Here is a 17,891-nt window from a genome sequence, read left to right as displayed (position 1 = left end):
TCCGTCTAATCAATGCAAATGATAAGATGAGAAATCTCTATTCCGAGATAAGTTGAACATAACTATATCATGTTTTTGCAAATAAATAAATAGTCTGACTTCCAGTTAACATAATCATACTATCGTTCACTTCTTTTTTAGAAAGCTCTCTTCGATTTATGAAGAGAGCTCGTCATATTGTTCTTTTGAAAGCAGGACTTCTCTCGGTTTACTTCCTTCATAAGGACCGACAACGCCCCGCTCTTCCATTGCGTCAATCAGGCGAGCGGCCCGGGTATAGCCGATACGGAATCTTCTTTGAAGCATAGAGACAGAAGCCGTCTGCATGCCGACGATGAGTTCCACTGCTTCATCATATAAATCGTCATCCACAGATGTAAGCTGTTCCTGCGTTTCTTCAGTTGGAATCATTTCTTCTTGATATTGCGCTTTTTGCTGAGTGATCACATGATCAACGACATGCTCCACTTCTTCATCTGATAAAAAGGCGCCCTGCACACGAACAGGTTTATTTGCACCAACTGGCAGAAACAGCATGTCCCCTCTGCCGAGCAGTTTTTCTGCGCCCCCCATATCAAGGATCGTCCTTGAATCAGTTTGCGAGGACACGCTAAAGGCGATGCGAGATGGGATGTTGGCTTTAATGACACCTGTAATGACATCGACAGAAGGTCTTTGTGTGGCGATAATTAAATGAATCCCAGCTGCACGAGCCATTTGCGAAAGTCTTGTAATGGAATCCTCCACATCTGAGGAAGCGACCATCATTAAATCTGCAAGCTCGTCTACAATGACGACAATATAAGGAAGTTCTGGCTGTTTCGCCTCTTCTGATTGATTCATTCGTTTAATGTAATCATTGTATCCTTCAATGTTTCTTGTCCCCGTATGAGAAAATAATTCATATCGGCGTTCCATTTCACTGACGACTTTTTTCAGTGCCTGTGAGGCTTTCTTAGGGTCCGTTACAACGGGAGCGAGCAGATGCGGAATGCCATTATACACATTTAGTTCAACCATTTTCGGATCAATCATCATCATTTTTACTTCATGAGGTTTCGCTCTCATGAGAATACTCGTGATAATGCCATTAATGCACACACTTTTTCCGCTTCCTGTCGATCCTGCTACAAGTAAATGCGGCATTTTGTTCATTTCAGCGAGCACGGCTTCACCCGAAATATTGCGGCCGAGTCCAATCAGCAGCTTCGCATTTGGACGGTCATTTTGCTTCGATTCTAATACCTCTTTTAAAGAAACCATCGCAATTTCTGCATTAGGAACCTCAATCCCAATGGCTGATTTCCCAGGAATCGGCGCCTCAATCCGAATATCTTTTGCTGCAAGAGCAAGGGCTAAGTCATCACTTAAATTGACGATTTTACTTACCTTCACGCCAACATCGGGATAGACTTCATATTTGGTGACGGCTGGTCCTAAGTGAACCTGTGTGACTTTTGCTTTTACGCCGAAGCTTTGAAACGTTTTTTCAAGCTTTCTTGCATTTTCATATATATTCTTCTTGTCTGTTTGCTGTCCTGAGTGCTGCGGCTCTGCCAAAATATCCAGTGACGGCAATTCGTAATCTTTGTTTTCAAGTTCCGTAAACGTCATCGGCGGCGCCTCTTTTGGTTCATCAGCTGAATCTAATGGAGCAGGTGCACTTTGCACAGATTCTTGAAGAGGCGAAGTCTCTTTTGCCGCCTGCTCTTTTTGAACGAGCGGGGTGAGAATGTCATCTCTATCTGCAAAGCTTGAGATAATCGGCTGACTATTGTCAGGCACCGCTGCTTCCTCTTCAACTAAGATCTGATCATCTTCGTCCTCTTCCTGAATACGAGACCGTTTTTTCTTTTCGGCCGTTTTCTGAGAGGGCACGCTCTTTTTCGCCTGCCGGATTCCTTTCATATCTTCAACAAACGCTTTCCACTGCTTCACCATAAATTGCGAGACAGGCAGCGTCACTTTTTTCACCATTTCTTGAAGTGATCGATTTGTAATCAGCACAATTCCAATCAGCATCAGAACGATTGCCATGATTTGAGAGCCTGCTTGTGCAAATAAGAAATAAGAAGCAGCAAATAATACGGCACCGATCATGCCGCCTCCTAAATCAGGCGACCCCGTCTCACCTTTCATGTCCATCAAGAAAAGCTCAAATGTATTTCTAATCACACTTTGAGAGCCTATCGCACCTGCAGATGAGAGGTGCTGAAAGAGCTTCACATGAGACAAAAGCAAGATACTCGCAATGATGCAGTATAGCCCTGCCTTTCTCCTTGTCAACATATCTGGAATTTGTTTTTTCCAGAAGATGGTCACGCCAAAAAGAAATAATCCGATAAGGCAGAGAATGAACCATTCGCCTGCAAAAAATCGGAATAAATATACGAAGGTTTGTCCAACGACGCCTAGCTGTAAAATGGCAATGATCGCTATGGCAATACAGACTAACCCATTTAATTCATATTTCAGTTTTAGCTGTTTATTTTGTTTTTTTCTCGTTTTCCGTTTTCTTTTTTTAGCCATACTCATCACCTTACTACGAAAGAAAATATAACCTACCGAAAGATCAGAAAGAAAGCAGCCTGGTTTTGGCTGCATCTTGTTGTAAGTTTTCCCTTTATTATAGCATAGAATCATTCATATGAGTCGGTTTGATTGGAGCCTAATTGTAACTTCAATCGCTTGCCTGGTGCAAGCTCTTGATTCAGAAAATCCATTGGATTGGTACTCATGACTTGAACGATTTCTGCTTCATCCTCTTTCATTTCAACCATAACTGGCACGCCTTGGATGGTTACCTGCTGAAGTTTGCGGTCTCCTTGCTCCTCCGCGTAAATGGCTTCATATGGCATAGGTGTGTATAAAATCATTGGATCAGCCCCTCGTTTTGAGATGCCCTTTCTCCAATCAGCTCATTCAACTTTTTAATCGCTTGTCCTACACCGCCTACTTCATTCATGAGTCCGTATGCTGCTGCCTCATGACCAACAACATTTGTTCCAATGTCTCTTGTCAAATTGCCTTTTGAGAACATGAGCTCTTTGAACTTCTCTTCTGTAATATTGGAGTGGCTTGTCACAAAGTTAATGACTCTTTCCTGCATTTTATCTAAGTATTCAAATGTTTGCGGGACACCAATGACAAGACCAGTTAAGCGCACAGGATGAATGGTCATCGTGGCTGTTTCCGCAATATAGGAATAGTCACACGATACAGCAATCGGGACACCAATGGAGTGGCCGCCGCCAAGTACAATCGATACAGTCGGTTTTGATAGAGACGCAAGCATTTCTGCAATCGCTAGCCCCGCTTCAACATCGCCGCCTACTGTATTTAAGATGATCAAAAGACCTTCAATTTTTGGGTTTTGCTCTACTGCTACGATTTGCGGAATGACATGTTCGTATTTGGTGGTTTTATTTTGTGGTGGAAGCTGCATGTGGCCTTCAATTTGTCCAATAATGGTAAGGCAATGGATATTTGTATCTTGTGGCAGCTGTGGTATGGCTGTTTCACCAAGCTGCTGTATTTTGCTCATTATGCTGTCTTTTTCTTCTGGCTTTCGCTCAGGCTGCTGTTCATTTTTTTCGTCCATTTGTCTCCATCCTTTCCTCAAACTCTCCTCCTATTATGAACAAGAAGGCCGTATTCAATCCGCATTCCTCACGCCACATCAAAAAAGCCCAAAGAGCTTATGCTCCTTGGGCTTTCTCATCACACTTCCATAATAATTGGAATGATCATCGGCTTACGTTTTGTTTTTTCATATAGGAATTGATTAAGTACGTCACGCATGGATTGTTTCAATGTTGACCATTCAACAATTGAGTTTTCCGTTTGCTCTTTGACAATTCCTTTGACCATTTCTGTCGCTTTCACAATCAGCTCTTCAGACTCTCTGACATACACAAATCCTCTTGTGATGATTTCAGGTCCAGAAATTAATTGTTTCTTTTGTTTATCGAGCGTAATGACGACAATTAAGATACCGTCTTGAGACAATAAACGTCTATCGCGTAACACAATGTTACCAATATCACCAACGCCCAGACCATCGATCAAAATATTGCCTTGGTGAACTTTTTCACCGATCTTGACGTTCTGTCCTCTAAACTCCACAACATCTCCTTTATCAATCAAGAAAATGTCACTTCGTTTCATTCCCACTTCTTCAGCAATACGAGAATGTGCTTTTTGCATACGATATTCGCCATTCACTGGAATTAAATACTTCGGCTTGAGTAAGTTCAGCATGAGCTTTAACTCTTCTTGGCAGCCGTGTCCAGAGACATGTACACGTTTTTGCGCAAAAATGACTTGTGCGCCGCTTCTTGTAAGGAAATCAACTGTTTTTGAATAGGTGAGTTCTTGTCCAGGAAGAGGTGTAGATGCAATCACAACCGTGTCATCTTTTTCAATATGAAGCTGTTTGTGATTTTGTTTCGCCATTTTTGTTAACGCAGCAAGAGGCTCTCCGTGGCTTCCAGCTGTCAGGATGACCACATCGTTTTTCGCCATTTTCTTCACTTCTTGAACTGGTACAAATAATTCTTCGTCTGCTGTGACATAACCAAGTTTGATCGCCAGCTGAAGAGTCGTCATCATATTCTTTCCTGCTACGGCAAGCTTACGGCCATTTTGATTTGTTGCATTAATGATCTGCTGCACTCGGTTAATGTTAGATGAAGATACAGCCACAATGACACGATTTTCAGTATTGTACATCGCATTTGAGATTTCGTCTTGGACGAGCGCCTCAGAAGGTGTATAACCTGGTTTTTCAGCATTGGCACTGTCTGAAAGAAGTGCTAAAACGCCATTGTTTCCTATTTTCGCAATCTCTCCGATGTCACAGGCTTGGTTAAGCGCTGGGGTTTGATCAAATTTAAAATCACCTGTGCATACGATTGAACCAAGAGAGGTTTTGAAGCTGATCCCAACTGAATCAGGGATGCTGTGATTCGTTCTAAAGAATGATACCTTTGTTGTTTCAAACGTAATGACTGATTTTGCATGTACCTCACGCAAGTCAGCTTTTTGATTGAAGCCATACTGTTTTAATTTTTCTCGAAGTAACGCAAGGGTCAGCTTCGTTCCGTAAACTGGTACAGACAATTTGCTTAAGCAATGGAATACGCCTCCGATTGCTTCATCATGTCCGTGGGTAAGAAAAATTGCTTTCACCCGATCAGCACGTTCTGTTAAATAAGAGATATCAGGAATGACGACGTCAATGCCTAGCATTTCGTTTTCTGGATGCATCAAGCCTGCATCCACCACATATATGTCGGAATCAATTTCAATGACATATAAGTTTTTCCCAATTTCTCCAACGCCTCCAAGTGCAATAATTCTTACGTTCTCTGTATTTTTCTTTTTCAAAATTCTTATCCTCCTAGTCTCAAGCCCGTCCATCATCGCTTAATGCTATTATAACTGAATCTAATTTTAGAAAACAAGATGAAGTCACATTTTAAGAAAGTGTTTATGTATAAAAAACGGTCATACTCAGGGACATCTGAGAATGACCGCTTACGAAATCTTTTGTTTTGATCAGCTGTTTAAGACGCTGCTTAAATCCAGTCTCTCTTCTTCTGACAAAGGTAGAAGCGGAAGACGAACCGATCCGACATCTAGTCCTTTTAGCTGAAGAGCTGTTTTAACAGGTGTTGGATTTGGCGCTGAGAATAGCTGTTTCATAATTGGGAGCAGCTTTTGATGGATCAATGCGGCATTGGCCGTTTGACCTGAAGCATAGCTTTTCAGCATTTCCTGCATATCAAGCCCTACGATATGAGACGCAACAGAGACTACTCCTTTTGCACCAACAGATACAGCAGGAAGTGTTAAGCTGTCGTCACCTGAATAAACATCGAAATCTTCTGGTGTCTCTGCAATGATTTTTGTCATAGCATCAAGATCACCACTTGCTTCTTTGATAGCGACAATGTTAGGTATTTGCGCAAGCTTAATGGTTGTTTCTGGGGCTAATGACGCAACCGTTCTCCCTGGTACATTGTAAAGCATGACAGGAAGAGATGTAGACTCGGCAATGGCTTTAAAGTGTGCATACATGCCTTCCTGTGATGGCTTGTTGTAGTAAGGTACGACAAGCATCACTGCATCAACGCCCGCTTCTTCTGCTTTTTTCGTTAGTTTGATAGACGCATTTGTATTATTACTGCCTGTTCCTGCAATGATTTTACAACGACCATTTGCTAATTTTACCGATTGCTGAAAAAGAGCGACTTTTTCTTCAGTCGATAAAGTTGGCGATTCGCCTGTTGTCCCTGCAACGACTAACGAGTCACTGCCGTTTTTTAACAAGTAATCAATGAGAATTGATAGCTTTTGGAAATCAATGTTGCCCTTTTTATCAAAAGGTGTAATCATAGCTGTTGCGATATTTCCGAAATTCATTTTTTTCACCTCATCATGATTCAATCACATTTATCTTGAAAGTTCAAACACTTCGTGCAGGGCATTGACAGCCGCTCTCATGTTTTCTTCGTTTACTAGCACCCAAATGGTCGTATGGCTGTCAGCCGATTGTAAAATCGGAATGTTTTGCTCGGATAGAGCCGATACAATTTTAGATGTGACACCTGGTACACCCATGATGCCTGCGCCAACAGCTGATACTTTCGCACAATTTGTTGTGACAATTGGCGTATAGCCAAGATCTTTTAGGATCGAGGTTGCCTTTTCAGTCATTGCACCTGTCACGGTATACACAATCTCACTCGGCGTAATGTTGAAGAAATCGACACTGATTTGTGCATTAGCCATTGCTTTAAAGACCTCTGTTTGGACGCTGTACTGCCCTTCTTTTGCTGGGACTTTGATTTGCGTCACATCATTGACATGTGCAATACCCGTAATGAGGCGGTCATACACATCATGACTCATTTTATCTGAGTAGTGTGATGTGACAAGTGTGCCCTCTTCATCAGAGTATGTTGAACGGACCCTCATTGGTACTTTTGCTTGCATCGCAATTTCGACAGCTCTCGGGTGAATGACTTTTGCTCCTTGATATGCAAGGTTGCAAATTTCTGTATAAGTCACGACTCTGAGCGGCTTTGCATTTTCAACAATGCGGGGATCTGCCGTCATCACGCCTTCTACATCTGTAAAAATATCAATAAAGTCTGCCTGCAATGCAGCACCTAAAGCAGCTGCGGACGTATCACTGCCGCCTCGTCCGATTGTGGTCACGTCCCCATTTTTCGCAGCTCCTTGGAACCCAGCAACAACGACAACATCATGTTCAGACAGTGCCGCCTCGAGACGCTCACACTTCATATCAATAATTTTCGCACTCGTATGCTCCTTATCTGTCACAAAGCCAGCCTGTGCGCCTGTCATCGCTACAGCTTTTAGCCCGTTTTCATTCAGCATACTTGAAAACACAACAGCTGAAATATTCTCTCCGCAGGAAACGAGCAAGTCTTTTTCTCGATTTGTCATGTGCTGCGCGCTGCCGTAAAGCAGACCAAGCAGCGTATCTGTCGCATAAGGATCACCTTTTCGTCCCATTGCGGAAACGACGACAACCGACTTATAGCCTTTCTCTTTTGCCGATAAGATATGTGCAAGTGCCCTTTTTCTACCTTGATCATCTTTGACAGATGTACCGCCAAATTTTTGGACAATTATTTTCACTGTCTTCACTCCAAGTTCATTCTGACGTAACAGAAGAGAGCAGGCGAAAGATGCCTAACTCTCTTCTGTTCGTCCTCATCATCCATTGAATGTTAAACTAATTTTAATGCTTTTAAGCTTTCTGCAATTTGAACGGAGTTCCATGCAGCGCCTTTTAGTAGGTTATCAGATACAATCCACATATGGAACCCGTTTGGACGGTCCAAATCTTTCCGAATGCGGCCGACAAATACGTCGTTTTTCCCAACAGCATCTGCAGGCATTGGATAAATTTGCCGAGACGGATCATCTTGCAATGTAATGCCTGGAGCATCTTTTAGAACGGACTTGATGTCGTCAACTGTTGCGTCGTTTGATTCTAGTTCAACGTAAACAGATTCTGAATGTCCTGTTTCAATTGGAAGTCTCACACATGTTGCCGCTACTTCCAGCTCTGGCATATGCATGATTTTTTTCGTTTCGTTGATCATTTTCATTTCTTCAAATGTATAGCCATTGTCTTGGAATTTATCAATTTGCGGAATCGCATTAAATGCAATTTGATAAGGCATGACTTCCGGCTTCACATCTTCTTTATTTAAAATGGCTTGTGATTGGCTGTATAGCTCGTCAATGGCTTCATGTCCTGCACCTGATACGGCTTGGTAAGTGGACACGATGACTTTTTTCATGCCATACGCCTGACGAAGCGGTTCTAATGCCGCTACCATTTGAATCGTTGAACAGTTAGGGTTTGCAATGATTCCTTTATGGTCATGCAAGTCTTTTTCGTTTACCTCTGGTACGACAAGAGGGATGTTTTCGTCCATACGGAAAGCACTTGTGTTGTCTACAACAATCGCACCTCGTTTGACCGCTTCAGGAGCTAGCGCCTTGGAAACATTTCCTCCAGCACTGAATAATGCAATGTTTACTCCTTCAAAGCTTTCAGGTGTTGCTTCCTGTACGGTATACTCTTGACCTCTGAATGTCACTTTTGTTCCAGCAGAACGTTTTGAGGATAGTAGAGTCAGTGTATCCATTTCAAAATCTCTGTCAGCAAGTGTTTTTAACATTTGTTGACCGACAGCTCCAGTCGCTCCAACTACAGCTACATGCAATCCTCTTCCCATCAGTAAAACTCCTTCCGACCCATCCATGATTCTTTTCTTTCGGATGGCCATCCTATGACTTTTTACATTTTATTTTACCATAGAAAAGCAAGGCTTGAAGCATCTTTTTTGAATCTTTCATGATTTTCTAGTAAATCTATTATTCGTTTGGTCCAATTAAAATCGGCTGAATTTGTCTATGCTGAAGTGCCTCTTCCACTGTTTGAGAAAGCAGATTCATGTTCGCGACCATGGAGGTCGGTTTTTTAAATGGATCATCTTGACCAAATGGAATAAAGAAAATATTCTTTGTCGACATCAACCTCATCAGATTTGTACCATTTAAGCCTAGCGCATCATTTGTTGAAATTCCTAAAACGACAGGACGATGATTTCGAATGGTTGCTTTTGCAGCCATTAAAACAGGGCTGTCTGTCATGGCATTTGCGAATTTCGCCATTGAGTTCCCAGTTAATGGAGCAATGACCATACAATCAAGTGGCAGCTTAGGCCCGAGCGGCTCTGCTTTCACGATTGAGTCAATTGCCTTAAAGCCAGTCAGCTTCTCAATCCGCTCAATCCAGTCCGCCCCATCTCCGAATCTTGTATTCGTGTTCTGGACCGTATATGACACCACTGGACGCACTTCTGCTCCTTCTTTTACAAGTGCTTCGATTTGCGGATAAACCGCTTCGTACGTACAGTGGGAACCAGTTAAGCCAAAGCCGATTCTTTTCCCTTTTAATGTTGTCATGATTCCATCCCCCTTTTTTCCTCTGCAAGTTCACATAAGAGCCCAGAAAGCACTTTTGCAATGATTTGCCCTGCTGTCTTTGGCGCAACAATTCCCGGAAGTCCAGGTGCAAGAAGCGCCTTCACTCCGTGTTTTTGTGCAAAGTCAAAGTCTGTTCCTCCTGGGCGGGAGGCAATATCCAAAATGAGTGTCTTTGGTGTCATGCTGACGATGACAGATGAATCTAATACAAGGCTTGGAATGGTATTGATGATGATATCTACATCCGTTACTTCTTCTTTTAACTGGTCCATTGAAAATGGATCGAGTCCCATTTCAAAGGACCGCGCCAAGTGAGCTGTATCTGCTGCCCCTACTTTTACGTCCGCACCGAGTGCCCGAAATGTGCGGGCAATGGTGAGTCCTGTTCTTCCGAGCCCGAGAACAGCAACACGTGATCCATGAATGGTATAATCCGTTTGCTGAATGGCCATCATGATAATCCCTTCAACTGTAGGAATAGAGTTATATATGGCAATATCATCTCGCTCAAACAGCTTCACAAGTTTTCGGTTCACCTGCTTTGCCAGATTGTCTAAGTACGTATTAGAAATACCTGAGTACAAGGTACAATGGGCAGGGGTTCTTTCTAAATATGTTGCTTCTAGTAAAACCTGCTCATTTGAGAAAACTGTCGCGACAACACCTTCATCCGTTGCGCCTGATACTGGCAGGATCATACTGTCTACCTGTTCGAATGGTAGTTCTGACATTTTTAGCTTTTCAGCCCCAATAAATCCGTGATCCAGCTGATCAAATCCAACCAAAAACACTTTGGCATGCTGCTGTGACAGCTTGCGAATAATTTCAAGCTGCCTTGCATCTCCCCCGATCACCGCAACCGTTAAACCGCTCAACATACTGACCGTTCACCTTCTTTATTTAAAAAAGTCTGTAATATTTTCTGAATCTCCCTTTCAGCATATGAGGAGAGGATTCAGCCTGTGAACAAATCGAAGAGAGAAAAGAAAAAGAGCACCCATTTATGATGGATGCTCTTTTTCCCCGGGCGGCTGAAGTGCTTCAGGCACATCGAGAATGATCATATCTGATCCTATTTTTTGAATGTGATTCCAGGGGACGCGGATGTCATTTCCTTGCTTTCGAAAGCCAAACCACTTCACCGAAGGTATGATAAGTGCTGTGATTTGACCGTCTTGTTCATTGATTTCAAGGTCGGTTTGTCCAAGCACGCCAAGCCGCTCCGCTCTTTTGATATCGACGATCTCTTTTCCTGACAGCTCACTTAACCTCAAAATCGCATCACTTCCCTTCCGTATCATATATGCAGCTACAAGAAGAAATAGACCGTCCCGCTTTTTCAAGTTATGTGATGCCAATTTGAATACCAAGCTGGTTTCAGTAGATGAAAGTGATCATGGTCTGCCAGCATTCTTTCCACTCGGTTCACCATATCTTTTACATGTTCAGTGTCATAAGAAAGCGTCCAGACAATAGAAGAAAAGCAGCTCATTGCTGTATAGATAGAAAAAAGAAGCCAAAAATCGTCTGTGGCCTGCGTACTTACATAGTAATCCAGTTGCCCTGCTGAAAACGGAATACTATTTTCTCGGCTAAATAAGGACAATTTATAAAAATCATGAACTGGGTCACCCCAGTCAGATTGATCAAAATCAATGACTCCTGAATACTCACCTTCTTGTATGATGATATTCCCCAAATGAAAATCATCATGCTGGAATTGATTAGGCCTCGCCTTTACTGCATCAACATGTGATTTAATAAAATCTAATACGAAATGATCCTGATCGAAGGTCACTCCACTTGATTGATAGGCATGTACATACCGTTCATGTTTCATCATGACCCTCTCATCCCATGTCGCGATATGAGAAGGTGCGGGACATGTGTGCATGAAACTAAGTTCTTTGCCTGCCCGTCTCCCGATTTCATACTGCTCTTCATTTGTAAGCAGATGGATGGATGCTCTAGCATTCTCTCCTTCAATAAAAGAGAAAATACGATAGGTACAGTTGAGTTCAGTATTCATCCCAATCTCCATTACTTCAGAACATAGAAGGCCTCGATCTTTAAACTTTTGCTGAACTGACGCTTTTCTTTTAAAATTGGAATACGTTTTGAGGTTTGATAGCTTGAGCACCAGCTTTTCACTTGAGGATGTTGTGACGAGATAAGTACGGTTTCCAGAAAGGCCAGATGTCATCGGCTCAAAGGAGATGGCTTGTGTCAGAAGCGGAGAAAGGATTTTCAGTTTTTCACGTTCCATGTAAGCAGCGCCCCTTTCTTCTTGATATATAATAAACGGCAGACCTCTTAAGAAGCCTGCCGTATTGTTTACTTTATGATGGCTGATCACCCGTAGGACTAATAAGCGAGAGCGCATAATCTTCTGTAAAGATGCGTTTAGATAAGTTATTCACGCCGTCTAATGTGACGTTGTTGATTTCGTCAATAATTTCATCAAGTGTGCGATGTTTGCCAAGGAGCAGTTCGTTTTTACCGTTTCGGCTCATCTTGCTGTTTGTGCTTTCAAGGCTGAGCATCAGGTTCCCTTTCATTTGCTCCTTAGAGTTTTCAAGCTCTTTTTGCGTGATTCCCTCACGCTTTAAGACGTCTAGCGTTTGTAAAATGGTTTCAGAGAGCAGGTTTAACTGCTTCGCTCCAGTCCCGCCATAAATCGTCAGCATGCCGTTATCTGCAAATGAACTGTGATAGCTGAAAACAGAATAGGCGAGTCCTTTGTCTTCTCTTACATCCTGGAACAAGCGGCTGCTCATGCTTCCACCAAGAACATTATTTAAGACAATTAAGTCATAGATGCCTTTGTCTCCAGCTGGGAGGCCATTAAAGCCCAAGCATAGATGCGCTTGCTCTGTTTCCTTTTTGCGTGTGAGCTTGTCATAGTGAAATTGCGGCGCTTCTACAGGCTGTTTTTTTCCTTTCGTTTCATACGAACCGAACAACTTTTCAACTTCACTAATGAATGTGTCATCCACATTCCCTGCAACAGAGATGACGACGCGGTCCGGCGTGTAGAATTCATCCATATAAGCTCTAAGAGAGTCACCGTTAAAGGTAGAAAGTGTTTCTTCTGTTCCTAAAATCGGGAAGCCTAAAGAATGATCACCATAAATCGCTTTGCTCAACAGATCATGAACGATATCATCAGGTGTATCCTCATACATTTTGATTTCTTCATATACTACATTTTTTTCTTTTTTCAACTCTTCTTCATCAAAAGCAGAGTGGAAGAACATGTCGCTTAATACATCGAGGGCGTAGCCTGCATGTGAATCAAGCACCTTTGCATAGTAGCAAGTGTATTCTTTTGACGTAAAGGCATTCACTTGACCACCAATGCGGTCAAAGGATTCTGCGATATCACGTGCAGATCTCGTCTTTGTTCCTTTAAAGAACATATGCTCTAGAAAGTGTGAGATCCCGTTAATTTCTGGTGTCTCATGTCTAGAACCAGTTCCAATCCAGACGCCAATTGCGACAGATCTTACAGTGGGATTGTTTTCAAGTACAATTCTTACTCCGTTTTGGCATGTATACGTTTTGACCAAGTTTTGCTCCTCCTATTCAACAAACAGATCGGATCACGGATGTCTTTTTTCACTTAGGAGGTCAGAAACCGTTCCTAATTCATATCCTCTTTCCTTGATTTGAGTGATAAGTGCGTCAAGACTTTTCGCCGTCGAATCTGTTGGATGCATTAATATCATCGCCCCATTGTGAATTTTCCCAAGCACCCGTTTTTGTAGTATGTTTGGTGACGGTTTTTGCCAGTCAATGGTGTCTACCGTCCACATAATGGTTTCCATTCCTTCTTCTGCAGCCAGCTTCACTGTTTCTTCTTTGAAACTGCCGCTTGGAGGGGCGAACCATTTCGGTTTTGTTCCAAGGGATTCTTCAATTTGACGATTCGTTTTGGTAATCTGCTCTAATGCTCGTTCTCTTGTCAGTGTGCGCATATCGGGGTGATTGTATGAATGGTTTCCAATTTCATGACCATCTGCCACGATCTTTTTAGCAAGATCCGTGCTTTTTTTCACCCATTTGCCTTCTAAGAAAAAGGTCGCCTTGACCTGATGCTTTTCCAGTGTCTTTAACATCTTGATTAAATGCTCGTCACCCCAAGCCACGTTGACGAGGAAAGCATTCATTTTTTTATCTGGATGTCCCTTGTAAATGGGTTCAGCACCAAGTTCATGTAAATGAATAGTAGGTTTTGTTTCATTGAAAACAAGCAGCTTTTCATCAAATGACCCTCGTTTTTTCATTTTTTCATAAGAGGCATCGATATTGACCGTCTGTCCATTTAGACCAGGCATCTTTTTCCACACTTTATCAATCTTAGCATTTTGCGCCTTCACTTCATAGTCAGAAGACTTCGATTCAATCTCTTGATATAAAATATCTTTTGAAACAGATGCAACCTCAGCATGCTCTTTCATTGATTCAATATATGTAACAGCAGCCGGCTGCTTCATCGTTTGATATGACACGAGCAGTAAAAATACAAACACAATGAACGGTAACGTTTTTTTCAATGGTTGTCCCTCCCCTTTACCACAAATTATGATAGGGAGAAACAAGCTAGAACTATTGTTAGCACAAGAAAAGAAAGAAGCCTGGTACGGATACCTGGCTTCTAACATATTTCATTAAGACTGTTTTTCTTCTTTTTCCTTTTCTTCACGTAAAACAGCTTTGCGAGAAAGGTTCACACGGCCCTGTTTATCGATTTCAGTGACTTTGACAAGTAATTCATCGCCAATTTTCACGACATCTTCTACTTTGCCTACACGATCAAGCGCAAGCTCAGAAATATGAACAAGTCCATCTTTGCCGCTGAAGATTTCAAGGAAAGCACCGAATTTTTCAATGCGTTTTACTTTACCTAAGTAAAGTTGTCCTACTTCAACTTCTCTCACAAGATCTTCAATGATTTTCTTCGCTTTTTGGTTCATATCTTCTTCAGTAGAAGAGATAAAGATTGTACCATCTTGTTCAATATCGATTTTCACACCGGTATCTTCAATGATTTTGTTAATTTGTTTACCGCTTGGTCCAATGACATCGCGAATTTTATCAGGATTGATTTTCATCGTTAAGATTTTTGGTGCATAACGAGACAATTCTCCTCTAGAAGCAGGAATCGTTGACAGCATGCTATCTAAGATTTCCATTCTTCCTTTTTTCGCTTGTTGGAGAGCTTCTTCCAAAATGTCTTTTGAAAGACCATCGATTTTGATATCCATTTGAAGTGCTGTTACACCTTTTGATGTACCTGCAACTTTAAAGTCCATATCTCCAAGTGCATCTTCCATTCCTTGAATGTCTGTCAGCACTGTGTAGTATTCCCCAGATTTCACAAGTCCCATTGCAATGCCTGCAACTGGTGCTTTAATTGGAACACCCGCATCCATCATCGCAAGTGTGCTTGCGCAAATACTTGCTTGTGAAGTAGAACCGTTTGATTCTAGTACCTCAGACACAAGGCGAACCGTATAAGGGAAATCTTTTTCAGATGGGATCACTGGTTCTAATGCCCGTTCACCTAGCGCTCCATGTCCGATTTCACGGCGGCCTGGGCCACGCATTGGACCTGTCTCACCAACACTGAATTGCGGGAAGTTGTAATGGTGCATGAAGCGTTTTGATTCTTCAACGCCTAGACCGTCAAGAATTTGCACATCGCCAAGTGCACCTAATGTACAAATACTGAGCGCCTGTGTTTGTCCTCTTGTAAATAGACCTGAACCGTGCGTTCTTGGCAGAAGTCCTACTTCTGAAGAAAGTGGTCGGATTTGATCTACACCGCGTCCATCTGGACGTACTTTCTCTTCAGTGATCAGACGACGAACTTCATTTTTGACAAGCTTGTTTAATACGTCTTTCGCTTGTTTAATTGTCGCCTCGTCGCGATCTTCTTCTTCAAATTTCTCAACCACAGCTTTTTTCACAGCACTGATTGCATCTTCACGTGCATGCTTCTCATGTACTTGAATCGCTTTCAGCAGGTCTGTTTCAGCAAGTGCCTTTACTTCGTCTGCTAACGTTTGATCTACTTCATATAAAGGAATATCGATCTTTGCTTTACCGACTGCCTTGACAATTTCCTCTTGGAATTCGATTAAACGTTTGATCTCTTGGTGGCCATACATGATAGCTTCAAGCATTGTTTCTTCTGGCACTTCATCAGCACCAGCTTCGACCATGTTGATCGCATCTTTTGTTCCAGCGACTACAAGGTTGATGTCACTTTGTTCAAGCTGTTCTACATTGGGATTGATGATAAACTTTCCATCAACTCGTCCTACTGTAACGCCGGCGATTGGTCCCTCAAATGGAATGTCAGACACACATAATGCTAATGATGAGCCAAACATTGCAGCCATTTCAGATGAACAATCTTGATCCACACTCATGACGATACTAATCACTTGTACTTCGTTTCTAAATCCATCTGCAAATAATGGACGGATTGGTCTATCAATTAAGCGGCTCGCAAGGATCGCTTTTTCACTTGGACGGCCTTCTCTTTTAATGAAGCCACCAGGAATTTTACCTACTGCGTACAATCTTTCTTCGTAGTTCACAGTGAGCGGGAAGAAATCAAGTGGTTTTGGTTCTTTAGAAGCTGTTGCTGAGCTAAGCACAGCTGTATCTCCGTAGCGTACGAGGACCGCTCCGTTTGCTTGCTTTGCAAGCTGGCCAGTTTCAACTGTCAGTTGACGTCCAGCCCAGTCTATGGTGAAGACATGTTTCTCTTGTCCCATTCTGAGAAAAACTCCTCTCTTATCTTGAAATTTTAGTTAATTCTTATTATGAACAAAATGATTTTCACATATCAATGTGAAAGGTGTATGTAGAAGGGTTTTTGCCATTCTTTCAACATTTTAACCATAAAATATTAGTGATTATACGATAAAAAAGCGGGAATCCTCCCGCTTTTTACGATTATCGACGTAAGCCTAGTTTGTTAATTAACTCACGGTAACGAGTTACGTCTTTATTACGTAGATACGTAAGAAGATTACGACGTCTACCTACCATTTTCAAAAGACCGCGACGTGAGTGGTGATCTTTCTTATGAGTACGTAAATGCTCGTTCAAGTTGTTAATTGATTCTGTTAGGACAGCGATCTGAACTTCTGGAGATCCAGTATCAGATTCGTGTGTTTTGAACTCACTAATTAATTGAGTTTTACGCTCTTGAGTAATAGCCATCCTGTTTCACCTCCAAATCATGTTAGCCCCATCTACCTCGCAACCGTCGGTGAAGTCGGCCTGCCAAGTAAGTGGTTTTAAAGCTACAGGAATAATCATACTAAAAATACGCTGAATTTGCAAATGGTAGAGCTGTTTTTCTATGAATTTTTTGTTTGCTTTCGCTGATGTTGAAAAAACTGAATCGCTTCTTCTTTATCTTGACTGATTTGTGCCGTTAACTCCTGGATTCCGTTAAATTTTTGCTCACTGCGAATGCGCTTGAACCACTGTAATTTAATCGGTTCACCATATATTTCTTCGTTAAAATCAAAGAGGTTTACTTCAATAGCAGGCTGATCAGGGCGTTTTTCATAAAAGGTTGGTTTATAGCCAATGTTACAAACACCGTCATACACTTTGCCTTTTACTTCTGCTCTTACTGCATAAACTCCTGTTGGCGGAATGATATATTCAGCAGATAAACCGACATTGGCAGTCGGAAAGCCGATCGTCCGTCCTCGCTTATCTCCATGAATGACAATACCGCGCAGCTGATAAGGTTTTCCTAAAAGCTCACTTACATATTCAACATCTCCATTTTTCAATGCAGAGCGTATGAGTGTTGAGCTGACTTTTCGGTCTTGATTGGACAACTTAGGAACGATGGTGGCCGAAATACGCCCTTTTCCGTACTCATCGAAGGTTTCCATTGTGCCTGCACCAAAACGGCCAAACGTAAAATCAAAACCAGCTACTGCGTGCTTTACATTCAGCTCATCTAAATATTGATCAACAAACTCTTGAGGCGATAGCGCTGCAAAGCTTTCGCTGAACTGCACAATGTATAAATAGTCAGCGCCCAGCTGTTCGATGAAATCAATTTTATCCTCAAGCGGCGTAATTAAGTCCTTGGGTTCACGTGCTTTTTGCAAAACATGTGATGGGTGCGGATGAAAGGTCATGACTGCTAAAGCCAAACCTTCTTTACTCGCAATGCTTTTTGCTGCGTCAATCACTTTTTGATGTCCGAGGTGAACACCGTCAAAATACCCTAAAGCCATAACAGACGGGTCTTGATCCTTTTGATTCAATGTATGTGGGTGTGAAATATGTATAGTCTTCACGAGATGGTC

General features: G+C 42.1%; 16 protein-coding genes. All 16 read right to left on the bottom strand.

From position 1 onward, the window contains the following. Positions 1-156: 156 nt before the first annotated feature. Positions 157-2,529, bottom strand: coding sequence for an FtsK/SpoIIIE family DNA translocase (locus SB660_RS02375; RefSeq protein WP_410581154.1), 2,373 nt, complete (start codon positions 2,527-2,529; stop codon positions 157-159). A 110-nt stretch (positions 2,530-2,639) separates the two neighbouring features. Further along, on the bottom strand, positions 2,640-2,876 hold the full coding sequence (locus SB660_RS02370) for a YlzJ-like family protein (RefSeq protein ID WP_180308993.1): 237 nt from the start codon (positions 2,874-2,876) through the stop codon (positions 2,640-2,642). After that, positions 2,873-3,601: a ClpP family protease gene (locus tag SB660_RS02365; protein ID WP_410581152.1), complete on the bottom strand. Its 729-nt coding sequence runs from the start codon at positions 3,599-3,601 to the stop codon at positions 2,873-2,875. Before SB660_RS02365 ends, SB660_RS02370 begins: the two co-directional genes overlap by 4 nt. 119 nt (positions 3,602-3,720) lie before the next feature. Beyond that, complete coding sequence (rnjB, locus tag SB660_RS02360; RefSeq protein ID WP_058013959.1) at positions 3,721-5,388, bottom strand: ribonuclease J2; 1,668 nt, start codon at positions 5,386-5,388, stop codon at positions 3,721-3,723. Positions 5,389-5,559: 171 nt separating this feature from the next. Next, positions 5,560-6,426, bottom strand: a complete 867-nt coding sequence (gene dapA / locus SB660_RS02355) for a 4-hydroxy-tetrahydrodipicolinate synthase (RefSeq protein WP_144462034.1) — start codon at positions 6,424-6,426, stop codon at positions 5,560-5,562. Between the two features lie 30 nt (positions 6,427-6,456). After that, positions 6,457-7,671: an aspartate kinase gene (gene dapG / locus SB660_RS02350; protein ID WP_012010005.1), complete on the bottom strand. Its 1,215-nt coding sequence runs from the start codon at positions 7,669-7,671 to the stop codon at positions 6,457-6,459. Positions 7,672-7,763: 92 nt separating this feature from the next. Beyond that, positions 7,764-8,783, bottom strand: a complete 1,020-nt coding sequence (gene asd, locus SB660_RS02345) for an aspartate-semialdehyde dehydrogenase (protein WP_180308996.1) — start codon at positions 8,781-8,783, stop codon at positions 7,764-7,766. A gap of 139 nt (positions 8,784-8,922) precedes the next feature. Continuing rightward, a complete protein-coding gene (gene dpaB, locus SB660_RS02340) occupies positions 8,923-9,516 on the bottom strand; it encodes a dipicolinate synthase subunit B (RefSeq protein ID WP_058013961.1) in 594 nt (197 codons plus the stop codon). Further along, entirely contained in the window at positions 9,513-10,415 is a 903-nt protein-coding gene (gene dpaA / locus SB660_RS02335; RefSeq protein ID WP_061407829.1) for a dipicolinic acid synthetase subunit A, read from the bottom strand. Before dpaA ends, dpaB begins: the two co-directional genes overlap by 4 nt. 123 nt (positions 10,416-10,538) lie before the next feature. After that, a complete protein-coding gene (locus SB660_RS02330; RefSeq protein ID WP_012010001.1) occupies positions 10,539-10,811 on the bottom strand; it encodes a YlmC/YmxH family sporulation protein in 273 nt (90 codons plus the stop codon). 65 nt (positions 10,812-10,876) lie between these two features. Beyond that, positions 10,877-11,803, bottom strand: coding sequence for an aminoglycoside phosphotransferase family protein (locus SB660_RS02325; RefSeq protein ID WP_410581148.1), 927 nt, complete (start codon positions 11,801-11,803; stop codon positions 10,877-10,879). Positions 11,804-11,876: 73 nt separating this feature from the next. Next, a complete protein-coding gene (locus tag SB660_RS02320) occupies positions 11,877-13,106 on the bottom strand; it encodes a M16 family metallopeptidase (RefSeq protein WP_180308998.1) in 1,230 nt (409 codons plus the stop codon). 33 nt (positions 13,107-13,139) lie between these two features. After that, positions 13,140-14,093 (bottom strand): polysaccharide deacetylase family protein, encoded by a 954-nt coding sequence (locus SB660_RS02315; RefSeq protein WP_410581145.1) that lies wholly within the window; start codon positions 14,091-14,093, stop codon positions 13,140-13,142. 114 nt (positions 14,094-14,207) lie between these two features. Further along, complete coding sequence (gene pnp, locus SB660_RS02310; protein WP_003211098.1) at positions 14,208-16,325, bottom strand: polyribonucleotide nucleotidyltransferase; 2,118 nt, start codon at positions 16,323-16,325, stop codon at positions 14,208-14,210. A gap of 181 nt (positions 16,326-16,506) precedes the next feature. After that, the gene (rpsO, locus tag SB660_RS02305) at positions 16,507-16,776 is read right to left on the bottom strand and encodes a 30S ribosomal protein S15 (protein ID WP_012009997.1); all 270 of its coding nucleotides are present in this window, start codon (positions 16,774-16,776) and stop codon (positions 16,507-16,509) included. A 140-nt stretch (positions 16,777-16,916) separates the two neighbouring features. Further along, on the bottom strand, positions 16,917-17,882 hold the full coding sequence (ribF, locus tag SB660_RS02300; RefSeq protein WP_268497849.1) for a bifunctional riboflavin kinase/FAD synthetase: 966 nt from the start codon (positions 17,880-17,882) through the stop codon (positions 16,917-16,919). Positions 17,883-17,891 lie beyond the last annotated feature (9 nt).

Source organism: Bacillus sp. SIMBA_005, assembly GCF_046535585.1.
Lineage (GTDB): Bacteria > Bacillota > Bacilli > Bacillales > Bacillaceae > Bacillus > Bacillus pumilus.
This window is presented reverse-complemented; position numbering and strand designations above follow the sequence as displayed.